General features: G+C 42.5%; 20 protein-coding genes. All 20 read left to right on the top strand.

The genetic code is table 11. The annotated features are described in order from the left end of the window. The first annotated feature begins 19 nt into the window (after positions 1-19). The 20 genes from dprA to MFMK1_RS10555 all read left to right on the top strand — a co-directional run bounded on the left by dprA (position 20) and on the right by MFMK1_RS10555 (position 19,712). Positions 20-1,102 carry a DNA-processing protein DprA gene (gene dprA, locus MFMK1_RS10460; protein WP_366921656.1) on the top strand — a complete coding sequence of 361 codons (1,083 nt, stop codon included), beginning with the start codon at positions 20-22 and terminating at the stop codon, positions 1,100-1,102. Between the two features lie 87 nt (positions 1,103-1,189). Next, positions 1,190-3,280: a type I DNA topoisomerase gene (gene topA, locus MFMK1_RS10465; RefSeq protein ID WP_366921657.1), complete on the top strand. Its 2,091-nt coding sequence runs from the start codon at positions 1,190-1,192 to the stop codon at positions 3,278-3,280. Between the two features lie 13 nt (positions 3,281-3,293). Next, on the top strand, positions 3,294-4,604 hold the full coding sequence (gene trmFO, locus MFMK1_RS10470; RefSeq protein ID WP_366921658.1) for a methylenetetrahydrofolate--tRNA-(uracil(54)-C(5))-methyltransferase (FADH(2)-oxidizing) TrmFO: 1,311 nt from the start codon (positions 3,294-3,296) through the stop codon (positions 4,602-4,604). Between the two features lie 72 nt (positions 4,605-4,676). Further along, on the top strand, positions 4,677-5,585 hold the full coding sequence (gene xerC, locus MFMK1_RS10475; RefSeq protein ID WP_366921659.1) for a tyrosine recombinase XerC: 909 nt from the start codon (positions 4,677-4,679) through the stop codon (positions 5,583-5,585). Between the two features lie 11 nt (positions 5,586-5,596). Continuing rightward, positions 5,597-6,139 carry an ATP-dependent protease subunit HslV gene (gene hslV, locus MFMK1_RS10480; protein ID WP_366921660.1) on the top strand — a complete coding sequence of 181 codons (543 nt, stop codon included), beginning with the start codon at positions 5,597-5,599 and terminating at the stop codon, positions 6,137-6,139. Then, positions 6,139-7,539: an ATP-dependent protease ATPase subunit HslU gene (hslU, locus tag MFMK1_RS10485; RefSeq protein WP_366921661.1), complete on the top strand. Its 1,401-nt coding sequence runs from the start codon at positions 6,139-6,141 to the stop codon at positions 7,537-7,539. The genes hslV and hslU overlap by 1 nt, the downstream gene beginning before the upstream one ends. Positions 7,540-7,564: 25 nt before the next feature. Then, the gene (gene codY, locus MFMK1_RS10490; protein ID WP_366921662.1) at positions 7,565-8,344 is read left to right on the top strand and encodes a GTP-sensing pleiotropic transcriptional regulator CodY; all 780 of its coding nucleotides are present in this window, start codon (positions 7,565-7,567) and stop codon (positions 8,342-8,344) included. Between the two features lie 183 nt (positions 8,345-8,527). Then, complete coding sequence (rpsB, locus tag MFMK1_RS10495; RefSeq protein ID WP_366924923.1) at positions 8,528-9,265, top strand: 30S ribosomal protein S2; 738 nt, start codon at positions 8,528-8,530, stop codon at positions 9,263-9,265. Between the two features lie 135 nt (positions 9,266-9,400). Next, complete coding sequence (gene tsf, locus MFMK1_RS10500; protein WP_366921663.1) at positions 9,401-10,054, top strand: translation elongation factor Ts; 654 nt, start codon at positions 9,401-9,403, stop codon at positions 10,052-10,054. Between the two features lie 106 nt (positions 10,055-10,160). After that, complete coding sequence (gene pyrH / locus MFMK1_RS10505; protein ID WP_366921664.1) at positions 10,161-10,877, top strand: UMP kinase; 717 nt, start codon at positions 10,161-10,163, stop codon at positions 10,875-10,877. A gap of 5 nt (positions 10,878-10,882) precedes the next feature. Beyond that, positions 10,883-11,440: a ribosome recycling factor gene (gene frr, locus MFMK1_RS10510; protein WP_366921665.1), complete on the top strand. Its 558-nt coding sequence runs from the start codon at positions 10,883-10,885 to the stop codon at positions 11,438-11,440. Positions 11,441-11,442: 2 nt separating this feature from the next. Next, the gene (locus MFMK1_RS10515) at positions 11,443-11,649 is read left to right on the top strand and encodes a hypothetical protein (RefSeq protein WP_366921666.1); all 207 of its coding nucleotides are present in this window, start codon (positions 11,443-11,445) and stop codon (positions 11,647-11,649) included. A 21-nt stretch (positions 11,650-11,670) separates the two neighbouring features. Further along, positions 11,671-11,841, top strand: a complete 171-nt coding sequence (locus tag MFMK1_RS10520) for a DUF362 domain-containing protein (protein WP_366921667.1) — start codon at positions 11,671-11,673, stop codon at positions 11,839-11,841. Between the two features lie 186 nt (positions 11,842-12,027). Further along, positions 12,028-12,807 (top strand): undecaprenyl pyrophosphate synthase, encoded by a 780-nt coding sequence (uppS, locus tag MFMK1_RS10525; protein ID WP_428846266.1) that lies wholly within the window; start codon positions 12,028-12,030, stop codon positions 12,805-12,807. Then, complete coding sequence (locus MFMK1_RS10530) at positions 12,807-13,586, top strand: phosphatidate cytidylyltransferase (protein ID WP_366921668.1); 780 nt, start codon at positions 12,807-12,809, stop codon at positions 13,584-13,586. The genes uppS and MFMK1_RS10530 overlap by 1 nt, the downstream gene beginning before the upstream one ends. Positions 13,587-13,605: 19 nt before the next feature. Next, positions 13,606-14,706: a sporulation integral membrane protein YtvI gene (ytvI, locus tag MFMK1_RS10535; RefSeq protein WP_366921669.1), complete on the top strand. Its 1,101-nt coding sequence runs from the start codon at positions 13,606-13,608 to the stop codon at positions 14,704-14,706. Positions 14,707-14,719: 13 nt separating this feature from the next. After that, the gene (locus MFMK1_RS10540) at positions 14,720-15,874 is read left to right on the top strand and encodes a 1-deoxy-D-xylulose-5-phosphate reductoisomerase (RefSeq protein WP_428846304.1); all 1,155 of its coding nucleotides are present in this window, start codon (positions 14,720-14,722) and stop codon (positions 15,872-15,874) included. Positions 15,875-15,878: 4 nt separating this feature from the next. Further along, positions 15,879-16,892: an RIP metalloprotease RseP gene (gene rseP / locus MFMK1_RS10545; protein WP_366921671.1), complete on the top strand. Its 1,014-nt coding sequence runs from the start codon at positions 15,879-15,881 to the stop codon at positions 16,890-16,892. A gap of 14 nt (positions 16,893-16,906) precedes the next feature. Then, on the top strand, positions 16,907-18,025 hold the full coding sequence (gene ispG, locus MFMK1_RS10550; RefSeq protein ID WP_366921672.1) for a flavodoxin-dependent (E)-4-hydroxy-3-methylbut-2-enyl-diphosphate synthase: 1,119 nt from the start codon (positions 16,907-16,909) through the stop codon (positions 18,023-18,025). Then, positions 17,976-19,712 carry a proline--tRNA ligase gene (locus tag MFMK1_RS10555; protein ID WP_366921673.1) on the top strand — a complete coding sequence of 579 codons (1,737 nt, stop codon included), beginning with the start codon at positions 17,976-17,978 and terminating at the stop codon, positions 19,710-19,712. The genes ispG and MFMK1_RS10555 overlap by 50 nt, the downstream gene beginning before the upstream one ends. The last annotated feature ends 41 nt before the right edge of the window (positions 19,713-19,753 follow it).

The raw sequence follows: 19,753 nt of genomic DNA on the forward strand, positions 1-19,753 counted from the left end.
TTCGGGATGGGGAGCGTTTATGAAGGATATTTGTTGGCTGGGTTTAAGTCAAGTACCGGGTTTTGGTCCGAGGTCATTAAAGCAGCTTCTGCAGGAATTCAGCAGTGTTGAAGAGTTATGGACATGTTCTGCTGAACTGTTGCGCCAAACAGCAATATCTCAGGCGCAGATTGAAACCTTTTTGCAGTTCCGAAAGAATTTTGACCCGCACAGGGAGACTGCACTGCTTTTAGAAAACGGAATTTATTTTATCCATCTTGATCATCCCGATTACCCGGAAAGGCTGACATGGCTTTACGACCCACCACTGGTGCTTTACTACCGTGGGGATATTACTATATTAAAGGATGAGACAATCGGGGTGGTTGGTTCCCGCAGGGCCACTGCGTATGGTGCAAAGGTGGCCTATAACTTAGCGTCTGACCTAGCATCCAGTGGGTTAGTTATTGTCAGTGGAATGGCTCGTGGCATTGATACAGCAGCTCATAAGGGCGCTCTAGGTGCCCAGGGCAAGACTGTAGCGGTTTTGGGTTCAGGCGTGGATATTTGCTATCCTAAACAAAATAAAGAGATTTATCAGGAAATTTGCACCAAAGGTTTGGTAATATCGGAATTTCCTCCTAATACTCCTCCCGAAGCGAGGAATTTTCCTATTCGGAACCGAGTTATTAGTGGTTTGAGTTCTGGAGTAGTAGTGGTAGAGGCTGCAGAAAAAAGTGGTAGTTTGATTACGGCTGATCTGGCCTTGGAACAGGGGAAAGACGTCTTTGCGGTACCTGGTCCGGTTAACAGTGCCAATAGTGTTGGCACTAACAGATTATTAAAGCAAGGGGCACTTCTAGTCGAAGACGCTGATGATGTACTAAATCAATTGGGTTTCAGCAGCGGCCTGTGGAAGAATAATGCTCCGGGTAAAAAAGGAGTTCTACTTACCGCTGAGGAAGAAGAAATAATATCTTTGCTTTGCGGCGGACCAATACATCTTGAACAACTGGCGGGAGATATAGGCCATTCTATGGAACGTCTACAGTCGTTACTATTGTTTCTTGAAGTAAAGGGATTGGTTAAGAAGTTGCCAGGCAGTTATTATCAGGCGATTTAATAATTTTTAACAAATAGTTATAATTAACCTTATCCATGTTTATAATGATTAACGACATTTAATCGTAAGAATTTGAGGTGAAGATTTTTGGCAAAGACACTTATAATTGTGGAATCGCCGGCGAAGGCAAAAACAATTTCCAAGTTTCTAGGAAGAAATTATACAGTAAAGTCCTCCATGGGGCATGTTAGAGATCTACCGCGCAGTCAATTTGGTGTAGACGTTGAACAAAGGTTTGAACCTAAGTATATCACCATTCGCGGTAAGGGCGAGTTATTAAAAGAACTTCGTCAAGCTGCAGAGAAAAGCGACAATATTTTGCTGGCTCCTGACCCGGACAGAGAGGGAGAGGCAATTGCCTGGCATTTGGCCCATGCGTTAAAGATGGAAATAGATCAAAACTGTCGCATCCAATTTAATGAGATTACAAAAGGTGCCGTAACTAATGCAGTGAAACATCCTCGAAAAATTAATTTTGATTTGGTGGATGCTCAACAAGCTCGAAGAATTCTGGACCGGTTGGTTGGCTACAATCTTAGTCCTTTGCTGTGGAGAAAAGTCAAAAAAGGATTAAGTGCTGGTAGGGTGCAATCAGTGACAGTTAGATTAATATGTGACCGTGAAGAAGAAATTAACGAATTCGAACCAGAAGAATATTGGACACTAGATGGCGTTTTTCAAGTTAAGACAGAAAAGCTAGAAGCTAAGTTAGCAAAGCTTGAAGGTAAAAATATTGAAATAAAATCCAGGCAGGATATGGAGCGAGTGCTTGCCGAATTGCAGGATTGTACCTATATTGTTGACGATATTAAGAAGCGGGATAAAAAGCGTAATCCTGTTCCACCTTATACCACCAGTAGCTTACAACAGGATGCTTACCGGAAATTGAATTATACTGCCAGAAAAACAATGCGTATTGCTCAACAATTGTATGAAGGTATTAATATTGGCAAAGAAGGTGCTGTGGGTCTTGTTACTTACATTCGTACGGATTCTACGCGCATTGCAGAGTCTGCTCAACAAGAGGTCCGGGACTATATCAAGGAAAGGTATGGAAGTAGATATATTCCGGAACAACCGCGCCAATTTGGTAACAAAAAATCTGCTCAAAACGCTCACGAGGCTATCAGACCAACAGATATAGGGCGTGTTCCGAAAGAAATCAAAGAATATTTGTCTCGGGATCAATATCGTTTGTACACTTTGATTTGGAAAAGATTTTTAGCCAGCCAAATGAGCTCTGCTCTGCTAGAAAGCACTACTGTACTGATTTCCGGCGGAAAATATCTATTTAAGGCAACGGGGTCAATTATCAAATTTGCCGGCTTTATGGAAATCTACATTGACGATGATGAAAGCATTCAAGAAAAATATGACTTGCTGCCCGAGGTTAACATAGGGGCCAAGCTCGAATTAGACCAATTAATTGATAAACAGCATTTTACTCAACCGCCGCCGCGCTATAGTGAGGCATCTCTGGTTAAAACTCTTGAAGAATTGGGTATTGGTAGGCCAAGTACCTATGCACCTACTATAGAGACCATTATATCTCGGGGTTATGTGGCACGTGAGGAAAAGCAGTTTCACCCCACTGAACTTGGCCTAGTGGTAGTACAGCTTTTAAAGGAATACTTTCCCGATATAGTGGATGCTGAGTTCACGGCTAGTTTAGAAACAGAATTGGATGAGGTTGAGGAAGGTCATAGGGACTGGCGTGACGTGATGGAATATTTTTATGGCCCATTCAAAGAGTTGCTTGATAAGGCAGAAGAAGAAATGGGTCAGGTGGAAATAGAAGATGAGGTATCTGATGTTCTATGCGAGAAATGTGGCCGCAATATGGTAATAAAATTTGGTCGTTACGGCAAATTTTTGGCTTGTCCCGGGTTTCCCGATTGTCGAAACACAAAACCACTTTTGGAAGAAATCGGTGTCAAATGCCCCCTTTGCGAGGGTAAGATTGTGGGACGACGCAGTAAAAAAGGACGTAAATTCTTTGGCTGCAGTAATTACCCTGACTGCAATTTTATTTCCTGGGCAAAGCCGGTGGAAGAGCGCTGCCCGGAATGTAATACATATATGGTGGAAAAGCAATCAAAGAAACATGGAACAAGGGTAGAGTGTGGAAATAAAGAGTGTACTTATCGCCGTCAAGTCAAAAAACAGGCCGAACAGTAGGAGTTGGAATTTTATGCAAATTACCGTAGTAGGCGCTGGACTAGCAGGAAGCGAAGCGGCTTGGCAAATAGCGAAGAAACAAATTCATGTAAAATTAGTTGAAATGAGGCCGAAGAAAATGACTCCGGCTCATAAAACAGACTTTTTTGGAGAATTGGTTTGCAGCAATTCTTTAAGAGGTACGAGTTTAACCAATGCAGTAGGCTTACTAAAAGAAGAACTGCGGGAAATGGACTCTTTAATCATGGCATGTGCGGACAAACACAGGGTTCCCGCTGGTGGAGCGTTGGCTGTGGACCGGGAAGCCTTTGCTAAGGAAATAACTGATAGAATTTGGGGCAACCCGTTTATAGATGTAGACTTAAGTGAAGAAATGGAAGTGCCGAAAGGGCCGGTTATTATCGCCACCGGGCCCTTAACATCAGAAAAGATGGCGTCGGCAATAAGTGTGTTGACCGGCGAAGAATATTTATACTTTTATGACGCAGCAGCCCCGATTGTCGCGGCTGAGAGCATTGATTACCAAAAAGCATTCCGAGCATCACGGTATGATAAGGGCGATGCAGATTACATTAATTGTCCCCTTGATCAAGACGAATATGCTCAATTCCATCAAGAGTTAATCAGTGCTGAACTGGCGCCAGTTAAAGAGTTTGAAAAGGAACGCTTTTTTGAAGGGTGTATGCCGGTGGAGCAGCTAGCTAAACGAGGATATCAGACACTTTTATTTGGCCCGATGAAGCCGGTGGGGTTAGTTGACCCGAAGAGGGGTAAGGAACCTTTTGCAGTGGTACAACTGCGGCAGGACGATCGGGCGGCTACATTGTATAATATAGTTGGATTTCAAACACATCTTAAATGGCCCGACCAAAAACGGATTTTCCGCCTGATACCGGGACTTGAACAAGCAGAATTTGTTAGATACGGGGTAATGCACCGCAATACATTTGTCAATTCACCACGGTTACTTAAAGAAACCATGCAGATGAGCGAAAAAGAAGAAATTTTTTTTGCTGGGCAGATTACTGGTGTTGAAGGCTATGTGGAGTCCACGGCAAGTGGTTTAGTAGCAGGACTGAACGCGTCATTGTTTGTCAGTGGCAAATCATTGTTATCTTTTCCTCAGGATACCGCTATTGGTGCTTTATGTGCTTATGCATCGGAGGCCAACGCTAATAAATTTCAACCTATGAATATTAACTTTGGTTTATTACCGCCTTTAGGGGAAAAAATAAAACCAAAGTCACGTAAAAACGAAATGCTGGCAGAAAGAGCATTAGCCAGTCTGGCGCAATTTAAGGCAGCTAAAGCTTTAACCTTTTAGTCACTGTTATAATGCTTGTCAGAAGCTTGTGAATATGTTAACATAATAATGTTTAGCTGGAGGATTATAGGGATGACTAGCATGGAGGAGGCATTAGATGCCTTCCAAATTTATTTAAAGGTACATAAAAATTGTTCGCCACTGACTAATATTGCCTACCAAAAAGACATTTTTCAGTTCAATCTTTTTACGGCAGATATTCTTAATAAAGAGCCTTCCCAAGTCAGGCCCTCCGAAATTGATTATCGTATTATCAGGCAGTTTCTATCTTGGTTAATACGAGGCGGTTGCAAGAAGACTACAGCGGCAAGGAAATTGGCCGCATTACGTTCATTCTTCCGCTATTTGAATCAGGAACAAGTGGTTGAAACGAATCCGGTTTTAATGATAAAGACTCCGAAACAGGACAAAAAGCTGCCATCCTTTTTATATTATGAAGAGGTCATTGAACTTTTGAAAGCGCCGGATGAAAGAAATGCTCTCGGCATTAGGGACAAAGCCCTACTAGAATTCATCTATTCATCCGGAGCTAGGGTAAGTGAAGTGGCATTACTAAAGTTAGACTCCGTAGACGTTTCTTTGGGGTATGTTAGGGTTATGGGGAAAGGGGCTAAGGAGCGTTTAGTCCCTTTCGGCAGCAAAGCTGCAGATGCTATTTCTACTTATTTAAAAGAAGCCAGGCCTAAATTAACCCTTTCAAGGTCCGGAGCCCTATTCGTTAACTATCGAGGAGATGCGCTAACTGTCAGGGGTATGCATTACATCGTGGACAAGTACGTAAAACAATTGGCGTTAGCCAAAAAAGTTTCGCCACACACATTACGTCACTCATTTGCTACGCACATGCTGGATCAAGGGGCGGATTTACGTGTGGTTCAGGAACTGCTAGGACATATTAGTTTATCTACTACACAAATTTATACTCATGTGACCAAAAAACGGTTAAAAGAAGTATATCAAAACACTCATCCACGAGCGTAAGGGGGGGAATTATGTTTCACGCCACAACAATTGTTGCAGTTAAAAAAAATGGCATAGTGGCCATGGCCGGCGACGGTCAGGTAACCTTTGGTGATAAGACGGTCATGAAACATGGTGCAAAGAAACTTCGCCGTTTATACAATGGTCAAGTAATTGCCGGATTCGCAGGATCTGTAGCCGATGCGTTATCATTGTTTGATATGTTTGAGAAAAAGCTTGAAGAGTACTATGGAGATTTAATTAGAGCGGCAGTAGAAATGGCCAAAGAGTGGCGCACCGATAGGGTTCTTCGTAAGCTTGAGGCATTATTGTTGGTGTCAAATAAAGACAATCTTTTAATAATTTCCGGCACCGGTGAGATTATTGAACCTGACGATGATATTGCTGCTATTGGATCTGGCGGTGCATATGCATTGGCTGCTGCTAGGGCACTGGTTAACAATACCAATTTACCTGCTGATATTGTAGTGAAAGAAGCGTTATTGACAGCGGCGTCTATATGTGTGTTTACTAATGATAACATTACTGTGGAGCAGCTAAAGGGGGGACGCTAATGGAAAATTTGACGCCTCGGGAAATAGTTCGGGAATTGGACAGGTTTATAGTGGGGCAGTCGGAAGCTAAGCGATGTGTAGCGGTAGCTTTAAGAAACCGATATCGGCGTAAAAGATTGCCCGAAGATATGCAAGACGAAGTATTACCAAAAAATATCATAATGATTGGGCCTACCGGTGTAGGCAAGACGGAAATTGCTAGGCGGTTGGCCAAACTGGTAGGAGCACCTTTCATCAAAGTTGAGGCTAGTAAGTTTACCGAGGTAGGTTATGTTGGGCGAGATGTGGAATCCATGGTCCGCGACTTGGTGGACACAGCAATAAGGATGGTAAGAAATGAAAAAATTGGCAGTGTTCTATTTGAAGCAGAAAAGCTTGCTGAAGACCGCATCTTAGATATTATGGCCCCCATGCCGCAAAACGATAAGCAGGAGAGTAATCCGTTGGAATTTTTCTTTCCCAACAAAAACAAACAGGAAAGTCAAGGGGATGAACTATACCAGCAGAGACTAAAAAGGGCTGAAGAAAAAAGAGATATCCTGAAAGAAAAGTTGAAACGATGCGAAATGGAGGATGAAACCATTGAGGTGGAGGTAAGCGATACTCGCCCACAGATGCTGGAGGTTTTCTCCGGATCAGGCATGGAAGAGCTAGGTATTAATCTTCAGGACATTTTAGGTGGGATGATGCCTAAGAACAAAAAAAGACGTCGAGTTAAGGTTAGAGAAGCCAGACAGATTTTATCTCAGGAAGAGGCTCAGAAATTGATAGATGTTGAAGAAGTCAATAATGAGGCAATTCATAGAGTTGAGCAAGAAGGAATTGTGTTTCTGGATGAAATTGATAAAATTGCTGGAAAAGATAGTTCCCAGGGGCCCGATGTGTCTCGGGAGGGGGTACAGAGGGACATTTTGCCAATAGTGGAAGGGTCAACGATAATGACTAAGTACGGTGCGGTGAAGACTGACCATATTCTTTTCATTGCCGCTGGAGCTTTTCATGTTTCCAAACCTACCGATTTAATTCCAGAACTACAGGGACGTTTTCCCATTAGAGTGGAGCTGGAAAGCCTCGATCAGGAGGATTTTTGCAGAATTCTGACTGAACCGCATAACTCTTTAATCAAACAATACATAGCACTTCTGGAAGTAGAAGGAATAAAAATTAACTTTAAAGAAGATGCTATTGCTAGTATTGCTAGTATTGCTTTTCAAGTAAATACACGTATGGAAAATATCGGTGCGAGGCGCTTACATACAATTTTAGAAAAATTGTTGGAGGAAATTTCTTTTAATGCTCCGGAATTTGGTACCAAAGAAGTTGTTATTGACAGTGCATATGTGGAAAACAAACTTGCTGGTATCGTAAAGGATCAGGATTTAGCTAGATATATCTTATAGATTTTTTAGGGGGATAGATAAAAAAATGAAAACACTGTTAGAAAAAACACGAAACATTAATAAGTTGCTGCAAAAAGCAGCGGGGAACCCTGTTGATTTTGAGGAAATGGCGACGGTACTATCGGAAAACATTAATGCAAATTGTTATATCGTAGGGCGGCACGGAAAAATATTAGGATATACTTTTATGGAAGGGTTTTCTTGTGCCATTATGGAAGATATAGTTACCAAATCCGAACGTTTTCCGGAAGAATATAATGAAGAATTATTGAGAACGCATGAGACAAAAGCCAACTTCAACCAGATTGCCAATGCATGTATTTTTGAAGAAGACCAATGCCTTTTTAATAATAAGTTGGTCACCATTGTTCCAATTAACGGAGGCGGACAAAGGTTAGGCACATTGGTACTAGCAAAATTCAATGTCCAGTTTACTAATGAAGATTTAATCCTAGCTGAATATGGGGCAACGGTTGTAGGCATGGAAATATTAAGGTCAAAGGCGGAGAGAGTGGAAGAAGAAGCAAGGAAAAAGGCGGCAGTGCACATTGCCTTGGGAACACTTTCATATTCAGAGATGGAAGCCGTGGACCATATTTTTGAGGAACTTGATGGTAGCGAAGGGGTATTAGTTGCCAGTAAAATTGCCGACCGGGCGGGCATTACCCGTTCTGTAATTGTGAATGCTTTACGCAAGTTTGAAAGTGCCGGGGTGATTGAATCGAAATCATTGGGCATGAAGGGCACCTATATTAGGGTTTTGAATGATAATTTATTAAATGAAATCAAAAAATTGAAGCATTAAATTCTAACTCGACATTTTCAACAAACTTTTCAAACATTAGCTTGTGGCCGGCAGAAAATTTTGCTATACTTATACATGGTGTCTAAAACACACGCTTTCGGGATTTCTTCGGGGGTGCCTACAAAAGGTTCCGAAGAAAGACGAACGAAGCGGAGGAAGAAAACCAAGGGAGGAGGTGTAACCGTGGGTGTGATTTCCATGAAACAATTATTAGAATCCGGGGTTCACTTTGGTCATCAGACCAGGCGCTGGAATCCTAAAATGGCTAAGTATATTTTTACTGAGCGTAATGGGATTTACATTATTGATTTGCAGAAAACCGTCCGCATGATTGAAGATGCGTACAATTTTGTTCGCGAAATAGTTGCAGATGGACAAAGTGTTCTCTTTGTCGGAACTAAAAAGCAGGCACAAGAGTCCATTCGTGATGAATCCGAACGTTGTGGCATGTATTTTGTAAACCAGCGTTGGTTGGGTGGCATGCTCACTAATTTTAAGACTATTCGTCTGCGGGTTGATAGACTGCATGAATTAGAGCGCATGGAAGCTGAAGGCATGTGGGATGTACTGCCTAAAAAAGAAGTTTCTCATTTGAATGGAGAAAAAGAAAAACTGGAGCGGTTTCTCGGTGGTATTAAGGACATGAAAAAACTACCTGGAGCACTGTTCATTGTTGATCCACGCAAAGAAAAAATTGCGGTAGCTGAGGCTCGTCGTATCGGTATTCCAATAATTGCTATTGTTGATACCAACTGCGATCCCGATGAGATCGATTACGTTATTCCTGGAAATGACGATGCTATCAGAGCAGTAAAACTGTTAACCAGTAAAATGGCTGATGCCGTTATTGAAGGGTCCAACAGTGTTGAGACTGAAGAGAAAGCTGAAGCAGATAATGCGGCTAAGGCGGTAGCAGAATAATTACAGCCCCTCCTTAGGAGGGGCACTATTTTAATGTAGAGAAATGAATAATTTCCTCGGACAAGATAAGCGATTACCTCAATGCGCCTAAGGCGATGAAATCGATTTTCTTGCTAATCGGAAGGGAGGATACAAATGATATCTGCAAAACTTGTTAAGGAATTGCGCGAAAGTACCGGTGCTGGGATGATGGATTGCAAAAAGGCACTGCAAGAAACTAATGGTGACTTGGACAAGGCCGCTGAATTCTTGCGCGAAAAGGGTTTGGCTGCTGCTGCTAAAAAGGCTGGGCGCGTTGCTTCTGAAGGTGTTGTAGAGTCTTACATACATGGCAACGGTCGTATTGGCGTATTAGTAGAAATTAATTGCGAAACTGATTTCGTGGCTAAAACCGACGATTTTAAAGAAATGGCCAGGAACATTGCCATGCAAGTTGCGGCAGCTAATCCTATGTATGTCAAAAGAGAGGACGTACCTAAGGAGCAGGTTGACAAAGAACGATCAATATTGAAAAGTCAGGCCTTAAACGAAGGAAAACCTGAAAAAATTGTTGAAAAAATGGTGGAAGGGCGCTTGGACAAGTTTTTTAAGGAAATATGCTTGTTAGAGCAGGAGTATATCAGAGACCCAGACAAAACAGTAGGGGATCTGATTACTGAGAAAATTGCTACCATTGGTGAAAATATAAGTATTCGCCGTTTCTCCCGATTTGAGCTTGGGGAGGGCATGGAGAAAAAAGAAGATGATTTCGCTGCCGAAGTGCAAGCTATGACGCAGCAAAAAGGCTAAGAGCACACTCGTTTGTGCTCTTTTTTAAAAAAAATAATGGCCGAATGAAAGGATTTTACTTGTTCGTGTAGAAAGAATTATTGTCATAAATGGAGGTAGGCCATTGATGAATGAGCCGAAGTATAAGCGTGTGGTGTTGAAACTTAGCGGTGAGGCATTGGCTGGAGGTAACGAATACGGCATCAGTCAAGAGACCTTAAATTCCATTGCTAAGCAGGTTGAACAGGTGAAAGATGCTGGTGTTGATGTAGCAATTGTTGTTGGCGGTGGAAACATTTGGCGTGGGGTTGCCGGCAGCGCTAAGGGGATGGATAGGGCTACAGCAGACTATATGGGTATGCTTGCCACGGTGATTAATTCCTTAGCACTGCAAGATGCTCTTGAAAACCATGGTGTAGATACGCGGGTACAAACCGCCATCGAGATGAGACAGATAGCAGAACCGTATATACGTCGAAAGTCAATTAGACACATTGAAAAAGGTAGAGTCGTGATTTTTGCGGCGGGTACTGGTAATCCGTATTTCTCTACTGATACTACTGCCGCTTTGCGGGCTGCAGAAGTTGAGGCCGAAGTAATTTTGATGGCTAAAAAGGTAGACGGTGTATTTGATTCAGATCCGGTCCAAAACCCTGGTGCGAAAATGTATAAAGAGCTAAGTTATATTGAGGTTTTAAATAAGGGTCTAGGGGTTATGGATTCAACAGCTGCTTCGCTGTGTATGGATAATAAAATTCCGCTGATAGTTTTTAATCTCAACCAAGAAGGTAATATTTTGAAAGCTGTTATGGGTAAGGCCATAGGAACTTATGTAGGGAGGTAATCCTGGTGGTTGAAAAAATCGTAAATGATGCCAAAAACAGGATGGATGGTGCTATTGAGGTTTTAAAGGGCGAACTGTCAACTCTGCGTGCCGGAAGGGCTAACCCAGCTCTGTTGGACAAGATTCAAGTGGAATATTATGGAGTACCTACACCGTTAAATCAAGTAGGTAATATCTCTGCACCAGAACCCCGCTTGTTGTTGGTACAGCCGTGGGATAAAAGTATCATAGGGGAAATTGAAAAAGCTATCTTAAAATCTGACCTCGGTCTTAATCCAAACAACGATGGTAACGTAATTCGTATTGCTATTCCCCAGCTAACTCAAGAAAGACGGCAAGAACTAGTGAAATTTGTTAAGAAAAAGGGAGAAGAAGCTAAGGTTAGTGTGCGAAACGTTCGTCGAGATGCAAACGAGCAGCTGAAAAAGGAAGAAAAAAACGGTGACATTTCTGAAGATGACTTGCGTGGAACATTAGATGACGTACAGGAGACAACTAATAAACATATAGAAATGATTGACCAGGTTGTTGAACATAAAGAAGCAGAAGTGATGGAAGTTTAGCTATGGTGCATATCTCCACAGTCGTGGCAATGACTCTTGATGAAGCAGAAAAAATATTATACAATGAAGATGTGCGTGTCAAGATTGTCCGGGCTGAACCGAAAAAGAAGTCATCCGGTGAGGGTGAACTGCGTGTAATTCGGCAGAGAGAAATCGGTGACAATCTTCACGAACTTATAGTCTCATATGAAAGTTATTCTCACAATTGAATTGAAAGGAGGTGGCAGCAGATGGCTATTAAGATTACCGAAGAATGCTTAGCATGCGGTACTTGTGCCGATGAGTGTCCTGTAGGTGCTATTATGGAAGGAGATGACATCTTCTCCATTAACGGTGATGAGTGCACTGAGTGTGCCACTTGTTTAGAGTCCTGCCCAACTGGCGCAATTATTGAAGAATAATATCTCGAACCCCCTCTAAATGAGGGGGTTTCATTAAATATATGGAGTTGTCTGTTAATGGTAATCGCCTCTACCCAGAGGTTGTTTGAGGGGTGCTCCTTATGGTTAAATCCCTTTTATCAGAATGGATATGCTATATTAAAGATTAGGATGGCGTAATGGCTGATGGCACAAGGAGGAACTATTGTGTTGTTTTTTAAAAAAGACAAGGAATCGGCTACCCAAATCGGCCCTGAAAATTTGGACAGCAGTTTACTGCCTAGACATGTAGCAATTATTATGGATGGTAATGGTCGATGGGCCCACGAAAAAGGACTGCCCAGAGCAGCTGGTCACCGGGCAGGGGTTGAATCCCTACGAGTTGCAGTAGAAACTTGCCGTGAATTAGGGATTTCCTATCTTACAGTTTATGCGTTTTCTACGGAGAACTGGAAGAGGCCAAAAGAAGAAGTCAGTGTGCTGATGAATCTATTAGTGGAATATTTACGTAAAGAGTTGCAGGAACTTCACAAAAACGGTATTAAAATCAACCCTATTGGTAAACTGGATGCTTTGCCGAAGGAGGCCCGTCGCGAACTGGAAATTGCTAGAAAAAAAACCTACAGAAACGATAGATTAGTGCTTAATGTCGCTCTAAACTATGGAGGACGATTAGAAATTGTAGAAGCTGTTCAGGCTTTGGCGGCAGACGTGGTTAATAATAAAATTGACCTAAAGTCCATAGATGAAAATGTGTTCGAAAGTTATTTATACACCCGCAACATGCCGGACCCAGAGTTATTGATTCGTCCTTCCGGTGAGCTTAGAGTTTCAAATTTTTTGTTATGGCAATTGGCTTATACAGAATTTTGGATTACCGATATTTATTGGCCAGATTTTCGCAAACCCCATTTTTATAAGGCGCTGTTCGAGTTTCAAAACCGGGACCGCCGTTTTGGAGGTATTAAAGACCGGAGTGATGCGTAATGCTTATTAACAGAATAATTACAGCATTAATAGGAATTCCCTTAGTTATTGCTACAGTCTTCAGCGGTGAATTATTCGCGTTGGCCCTATTGGTTGTAGCTATTCTAGCCTTGAATGAGTGGCTAATATTGACTAAGAATATTTACCGAAGCTATCCATTGGCTGCCTTTACTAGCATGTTGGGTATTATCTTGTCGGCTTATTATGGTAATTTTGGTGCCATGTTCACTGCTTTGATTTTATCCTTATTTTTTACGTTAATAGTTATGCTTCGTTATTACCCTGATGTCGACATTGGCGGCTTAATGCTTAGTTACTTTGGTGCAGTCTACAGCGGTATCGCCATATCATCTGTTTATTTACTTCGTCAGCAATGGGGTGTTTGGGCGGTCGTAGGTTTGTTAACGTTGATTTGGGTTACTGATAGCGGCGCATATTTCATTGGCAGGACTTGGGGAAATAGGAAACTTGCGCCTCAAATAAGCCCCAAGAAAACCTGGGGCGGTTTTTTTGGTGGTTTAGGTAGCGCGTTGGCGGTAGGAATGGTGTTTACATCTCTTTGGCAAATTTCCTTATTACATATGTTTTTCTTGAGCTTGTTAATTTCACTGGCAGGACAATTAGGTGATTTGATAGAATCAGCTTTAAAAAGGAGTGCCGGGGTTAAGGATTCCGGTAATCTTTTGCCAGGTCATGGCGGTATGCTGGACCGGATTGACAGTTTGTTAATGGCTGCTCCTATTGCATATATTTTCCTTTACTGGTTAATAATAGATTAAGGTTTAAGGTGGTCTCAAAGTGAAATCCTCTGATGGGTTAAAAAAATGGTTGAACCGGATGGCATTACTAACACTGGTGTTGTCTGCGTTATTTCTACTGTATTATTATATCGGCCCTGCAATGCTTGGAACCATTCATTATTTAGTTCCAGTCTTTCTGCCTTTTATTATAGCGTTTCTTTTGGCTACTATTATTGACCCGATAGTGAAATATCTGCAAAAACACGGTAAAATGAGCAGGCCAATTGCGGTAATTGGTACTATGATGTTTTTTCTTACCATTATAGCTACGATCACTATCGGCATTATTTCACGATTGATTGTGGAGTTAGAAAAATTATCCAAGACGCTTCCTCAGTACTCGGTTATTTTTAATGCAGAAGTTAAACTCTTACAGCAGAGGTTGCAGAATTGGTATGTTGATATTGAGCTGCCTCAGCAGGTAATCACACGACTTCAGGGTACTGTAGATAATTTAATCGAGCTGCTTTCTGTGATAGCCTCAAATACCATCGATTTACTGCTTGCTATGTTAGCAGGACTGCCAAGCGGTTTGTTAATAACATTAGTAGCTCTACTGTCCACATATTTCTTCAGCAGAGATAAAGAATTAATTGTCGCAACTTTATTCAAGGTTTTACCTGATCGGTGGGAAGAAAAATTCGCTTCTGTGTTGGAGGAATTGGAAAGCGCTATAGTAGGTTTTTTGCGAGCCCAGATTTTCTTGATTGTCGTTACTGCAGGCCAAACCATAGTATTTTTAAGTATTATGGGTGTTGATTATGCATTGACGATGGGTGTTGTGGTAGGACTGGTAGATATACTACCCGTACTTGGCCCCGGTGCAGTGTTTGTTCCTTGGATTATTATTGAGTTTGTTTTAGGGAAAAAGAAACTTGCCTTATTTTTACTGCTTCTTTACGGCTCTGTTGTGGTGGTACGACAGCTGCTTCAGCCAAAGGTTATTGGGACTCAGGTGGGCATTCACCCATTAAGTGCCCTGATGGCTATGTATATTGGCTTAAAAGTGATGGGAGTGGTGGGAATTGTTCTGGGGCCAATGATTTTAGTATTATTTAAAGCATTAGCCAGAGCAGGTTTGTTTTCACGATGGTTTTAGTGAGGGAGAGGGTATTTTGAAGATCGCAGTACTTGGTTCAAGTGGTTCCATTGGGCGACAGACTTTGGCAGTCGCTGACAAACATAAAAAAATAGAAATAGTAGCCCTAGCGGTTAACCGTAATATTCAGCTTTTAGAGCGTCAAGTGAGGCAGCTAAGACCTGCATATGCAGTGGTATATGATCATGGGGCTGCAGTAGAATTTAAAAAGCGGGTTTCTGATTTAAAGACCAATGTTCTTGAAGGAATGAATGGTTTAGAGGAAGTGGCATCATTACCCGAAGTAGATGTCGTAGTTACTGCTGTAAGTGGTGCGATCGGTCTAAAACCAACCGTGGCGGCCATAAAAATGGGCAAAACCATTGCCTTGGCAAATAAAGAGACGTTGGTTACTGCAGGTAGTATCGTGATGAACTTGGCTCAAGACTATCAGGCTAAAATCATCCCTGTGGATAGCGAACATTCAGCTATCTTTCAATGCCTTCAAGGTGAAAAACAGGCTTTGGATAAGATTATCTTAACGGCATCAGGAGGGCCGTTTCGAGGGTGGACCAAAGAAAGATTAAAGGGCGTTTCACCCACTCAGGCATTGAAACATCCTAATTGGAATATGGGAAGAAAAATAAGTATTGATTCGGCCACATTGATGAATAAAGGATTAGAAGTGATTGAGGCCCATTGGCTTTTTAACGTGTCTTACGACAGCATCCAGGTAGTTGTCCATCCTCAAAGCATTATCCACTCTGCAGTCAGTTTTGTGGACGGTTCTATTTTGGCACATATGGGCGTGACTGATATGCGGATTCCTATTCAATACGCTCTCAGTTATCCGCACCGATGGGTAGGTTTACTGAAACCGCTGGATTTAGCTGAAGTAGGTGAACTCACTTTTGAAAAACCGGATTTAGAAGGCTTTCCGACCTTAAAATTGGCTTTTACTGCAGGAAGAATTGGCGGTACCATGCCGGCGGTGCTTAATGCTGCCAATGAGGTAGCTGTAGAGGCATTTTTAAAAAACGAAATAGGTTTCTTGGATATTGCTGCGGTAGTTGAAAGGGCAATGGAGAAACATCAGGTTAATAATAACCCTAATCTGGACGACATATTTCAAGTGGATGCTGACACCAGAGAATCGGTATCCCATATGATTGAAGCAAAAGGACGGTGATATAATGACTTTACTGGCAACCGTAATAATTTTTGGTCTGTTAATTTTTATCCATGAGTTGGGGCATTTTATTGTGGCCAAAAGGGCTGGCGTCTATGTGGAGGAGTTCAGCTTAGGTATGGGCCCAAAAATTGTAAGCAGGCAAAAGGGAGAGACTCTTTATTCACTGCGTGCATTACCCATTGGCGGTTTCGTACGTATGGGAGGAATGGAATCCGACCTAGAGGTACCTGAAGGACAGGGCTTTAATGATAAAACTGTTTTGGCCAGGATGAGTGTTATTTTTGCCGGCCCTTTGATGAACTTTATCTTAGCAGTAATTTTGTTTGTAGTAGTTTTCATGGTGTTAGGAGTACCCTCCGATGCCAATGTAGTGGGAAGGGTTCTACCTGACAAACCGGCTGCCGAGGCAGGTCTGATGGCAGGGGATAGAATTACTGCCGTGGATGGGCAGAAGGTAACTAATTGGATGGATTTGGTTAGAATAATTCATAATAAAGCGGATCAAGAAATTTCTTTAAGTATTGTCCGTAATGGAGATGAACGCGAGTTTACTGCGGTGCCCCAGCTGGATCCTGAATATAATGTCGGTCTCATCGGCATAGAACAATCTTGGGAAAGACATGGTTTGTTTGGTGCTATTTGGCTGGGATTGGAGCAAAGTTACGAAATCACCAAACTGATTTTAGTGGGCTTTATCCAAACATTTACCGGTCAAATAGAGGCGGAAGTTTCCGGACCAGTAGGTATATATAGTTTGGTCGGGCAGGCAATGAAGTTTGGCTTCGGTACGTTGTTGAATTTTACCGCTCTTCTGAGTTTGAACTTAGGATTGATTAATTTATTTCCCATTCCGGCCCTTGATGGCAGTAGATTGGTATTCCTGGGTTTTGAAGGATTGAGAGGCCGGCCGCTGGACCCTGATAAGGAAAACATGATACATTTGATTGGGTTTGCGCTGTTAATGATGCTGATTATAGTAATTACCTACAATGATATTGCTAAGCTGTTGGGCTAGATAGGGGATGGGGAATGTTTACACGAAGACAAACGAGAGTAATTCATCTGGGCAATGTAGCAATCGGCGGTAACCATCCAGTATCGGTTCAATCCATGACCAACACTGACACTCGGGACATTTCTGCGACAATTGATCAAATTCAAAAGCTGCACGATGCGGGATGTCAGATTGTAAGAGTTGCGGTTCCGGACAAAGAGGCGGCGGATGCACTTGGCCCAATAGTAAAAGCTGTGGAATTACCCATTATTGCCGATATTCATTTCAATTATCGATTAGCAATAGAAGCGATTAACCAGGGAGTTGACGGACTTCGGTTAAACCCGGGGAATATTGGTGGTGCTTTAAGAGTACGCCAGGTAATGGAGCGAGCCAGTGCTGCGGGGACCCCGATTCGCATCGGTGTTAATGCCGGCTCCTTGCAAAAAGAACATCTTAAGCAGTATGGTGGAGTAACGGCTCAAGCAATGGTTGACAGTGCCATAGAGCATATCAGACTGTTGGAACAGGAAAGATTTCATGATATCAAGATTTCATTGAAAGCGTCTAACATACCGTTAATGGTAGAAGCTTATCAGCTTCTTTCAAAACAGGTTGATTATCCTTTCCATATCGGTGTTACTGAGGCAGGTCTGCCTGGAAGGGGCGCTGTTAAATCGGCGGTAGGTATTGGTGTTTTATTATCCCAGGGATTAGGTGATACAGTTCGGGTATCACTTACCGGTGATCCTGTGGAAGAAGTAAAAGTAGCATTAGACATTCTGCAGGCATTGGGTCTGGCCAAGCATGGGGCAGAATTAATATCTTGTCCAACCTGTGGGCGATGTCAGCTCGATCTGCTAGCGGTAGCGCGTGAGGTTGAAGAAAGAATCAAAAATATAAAGAAACCCATTACTGTTGCAGTAATGGGCTGTGCTGTTAATGGGCCGGGGGAAGCTCGCCAGGCGGACGTGGGTATTGCCGGTGGTAAAGATGGGGGTTTAATTTTTCGCCACGGTAAGGTTGTAAAAAGGGTGCGCCAGGAGGATTTGGTTTCCCAATTGGTGAAAGAAATAGATAAGATTATAAGCGAGGAGGATAACAATGAGAGTCAGCAAACTATTGATGCCGACGCTGCGGGAAAACCCATCTGAAGCTGAAGTAATCAGCCATCAGCTTTTGGTTAGGGCCGGCTTAATGCGTAAAGCTGCTTCCGGCATTTATACATATCTGCCTTTAGGGATGAGGGTACTTGAAAAAATTAAAGCAATTGTAAAAGAGGAAATGGACCGGTTTGGCGGGCAGGAAGTTATGCTTCCAATTATCCAGCCGGCAGAACTTTGGCAGGAATCGGGACGATGGGAAGTTTATGGGCAGGAGATGTTCCGCTTAAAAGACCGTCATGAACGGGAATTTTGTTTGGGACCTACCCATGAAGAAATTATAACGTCTTTGGTGCGAAATGAAGTAAACTCATACAAGCAGCTGCCGATTTTACTTTATCAAATTCAGAATAAGTATCGTGATGAAAAACGACCTCGTTTTGGTCTCATGCGGGGGCGAGAATTCATTATGAAGGATTTATACTCCTTTGACCAAGACCAAACGGGATTAGAGGAAAGTTATGAGAAGATGTACAAGGCCTATACTAACGTCTTTTTGCGCTGTGGGCTTCAATTTCGTGTGGTAGAAGCAGATTCCGGTGCAATTGGCGGCAGTACCACCCATGAGTTTATGGTATTAGCGGAAGCTGGCGAAGCCCAAGTGGTCTATTGCCAAAAATGTGATTATGCAGCTAATGTGGAAAAAGCAGAAGCCGTACCGGATAAAATTGTAGTGGGAACCGAAAGTGAAATCCAATTAGTGCATACGCCTAATGTTCGTACCATTGAAGAGGTGGCCGGTCATTTAGGTGTAGCTAAAAAGCAGCTTATTAAGACATTGTTTTATAAGGCAGATGACCAAATGGTAGCAGTGTTGGTTAGGGGTGACCGAGAGGTTAATGATATTAAAGTGCAAAACCATCTCAGGTGTGTTCAGCTGGAATTAGCCCAACCGGAGGATGTAGAGCGTATGGCAGGGTGCTCTGTGGGGTTTGTAGGACCTGTGGGTTTAGAAATAAAAATATTGGCGGACCAAGAAGTAGCATTCATTAAAAGTGCGGTAACAGGAGCCAATAAGAACGACTATCATTATACTGGAGTTAGCCTAAACCGGGACTTTAAGGTTGATGATTTTACGGACCTGCGTATGGTACAATCCGGTGAACCATGCCCACAGTGTGACAGCAGTCTAGAAAGTGCCAGGGGCATTGAGGTTGGCCAAATATTTCAGTTAGGTGAAAAATACAGCCAATCATTAAATGCAAAGTATACCGATGAGAATGGTGATGAAAAGTTTTTTGTGATGGGTTGTTATGGAATTGGAGTCAGCCGCACTATAGCTGCAGCAATTGAACAGAACTACGATCAAAATGGTATTATCTGGCCTATTACCCTAGCACCGGCACATGTGGTGATTATACCTGTATCCACCAAAGAAGATGAACAGGTTAAGGAGGCAGAGGCACTCTATCGGCAGTGCTTAGAAGCAGGTATTGAAGCCGTTTTGGATGACCGAAATGAAAGGGCCGGAGTTAAGTTCAAAGATGCTGATCTGGTCGGGTATCCTATACGGGTTACGGTAGGTAAAAAGACCATTCAGGATAATTCCGTCGACATTAAATTGCGCCATTCAGGTGCTGAAGAGGCTGTGAATAAAAATCTTGCAGTGACAAAAATCACGGAGGTCGTTCGTGATCTAATCAAAAGTTGTCAGCCTAAGTATCTGGGTAATTCATAATAATGCTCCGGCGGCATAGTATGTAAGGGTTGTCTTGCGAG

Source organism: Metallumcola ferriviriculae (genome assembly GCF_035573695.1).
Lineage (GTDB): Bacteria > Bacillota > JADQBR01 > JADQBR01 > JADQBR01 > Metallumcola > Metallumcola ferriviriculae.

Excerpts from the sequence above, each read along its gene's own strand:
- MFMK1_RS10515 (WP_366921666.1), top strand. The coding sequence starts at position 11,443 with ATGGTGCATATCTCCACAGTCGTGGCAATGACTCTTGATGAAGCAGAA.
- ispG (WP_366921672.1), top strand. The coding sequence starts at position 16,907 with ATGTTTACACGAAGACAAACGAGAGTAATTCATCTGGGCAATGTAGCA.
- hslV (WP_366921660.1), top strand. The coding sequence starts at position 5,597 with ATGTTTCACGCCACAACAATTGTTGCAGTTAAAAAAAATGGCATAGTG.
- codY (WP_366921662.1), top strand. The coding sequence starts at position 7,565 with ATGAAAACACTGTTAGAAAAAACACGAAACATTAATAAGTTGCTGCAA.
- dprA (WP_366921656.1), top strand. The coding sequence starts at position 20 with ATGAAGGATATTTGTTGGCTGGGTTTAAGTCAAGTACCGGGTTTTGGT.
- tsf (WP_366921663.1), top strand. The coding sequence starts at position 9,401 with ATGATATCTGCAAAACTTGTTAAGGAATTGCGCGAAAGTACCGGTGCT.
- trmFO (WP_366921658.1), top strand. The coding sequence starts at position 3,294 with ATGCAAATTACCGTAGTAGGCGCTGGACTAGCAGGAAGCGAAGCGGCT.
- MFMK1_RS10520 (WP_366921667.1), top strand. The coding sequence starts at position 11,671 with ATGGCTATTAAGATTACCGAAGAATGCTTAGCATGCGGTACTTGTGCC.
- pyrH (WP_366921664.1), top strand. The coding sequence starts at position 10,161 with ATGAATGAGCCGAAGTATAAGCGTGTGGTGTTGAAACTTAGCGGTGAG.
- MFMK1_RS10555 (WP_366921673.1), top strand. The coding sequence starts at position 17,976 with ATGAGAGTCAGCAAACTATTGATGCCGACGCTGCGGGAAAACCCATCT.
- hslU (WP_366921661.1), top strand. The coding sequence starts at position 6,139 with ATGGAAAATTTGACGCCTCGGGAAATAGTTCGGGAATTGGACAGGTTT.
- rseP (WP_366921671.1), top strand. The coding sequence starts at position 15,879 with ATGACTTTACTGGCAACCGTAATAATTTTTGGTCTGTTAATTTTTATC.
- xerC (WP_366921659.1), top strand. The coding sequence starts at position 4,677 with ATGACTAGCATGGAGGAGGCATTAGATGCCTTCCAAATTTATTTAAAG.
- MFMK1_RS10530 (WP_366921668.1), top strand. The coding sequence starts at position 12,807 with ATGCTTATTAACAGAATAATTACAGCATTAATAGGAATTCCCTTAGTT.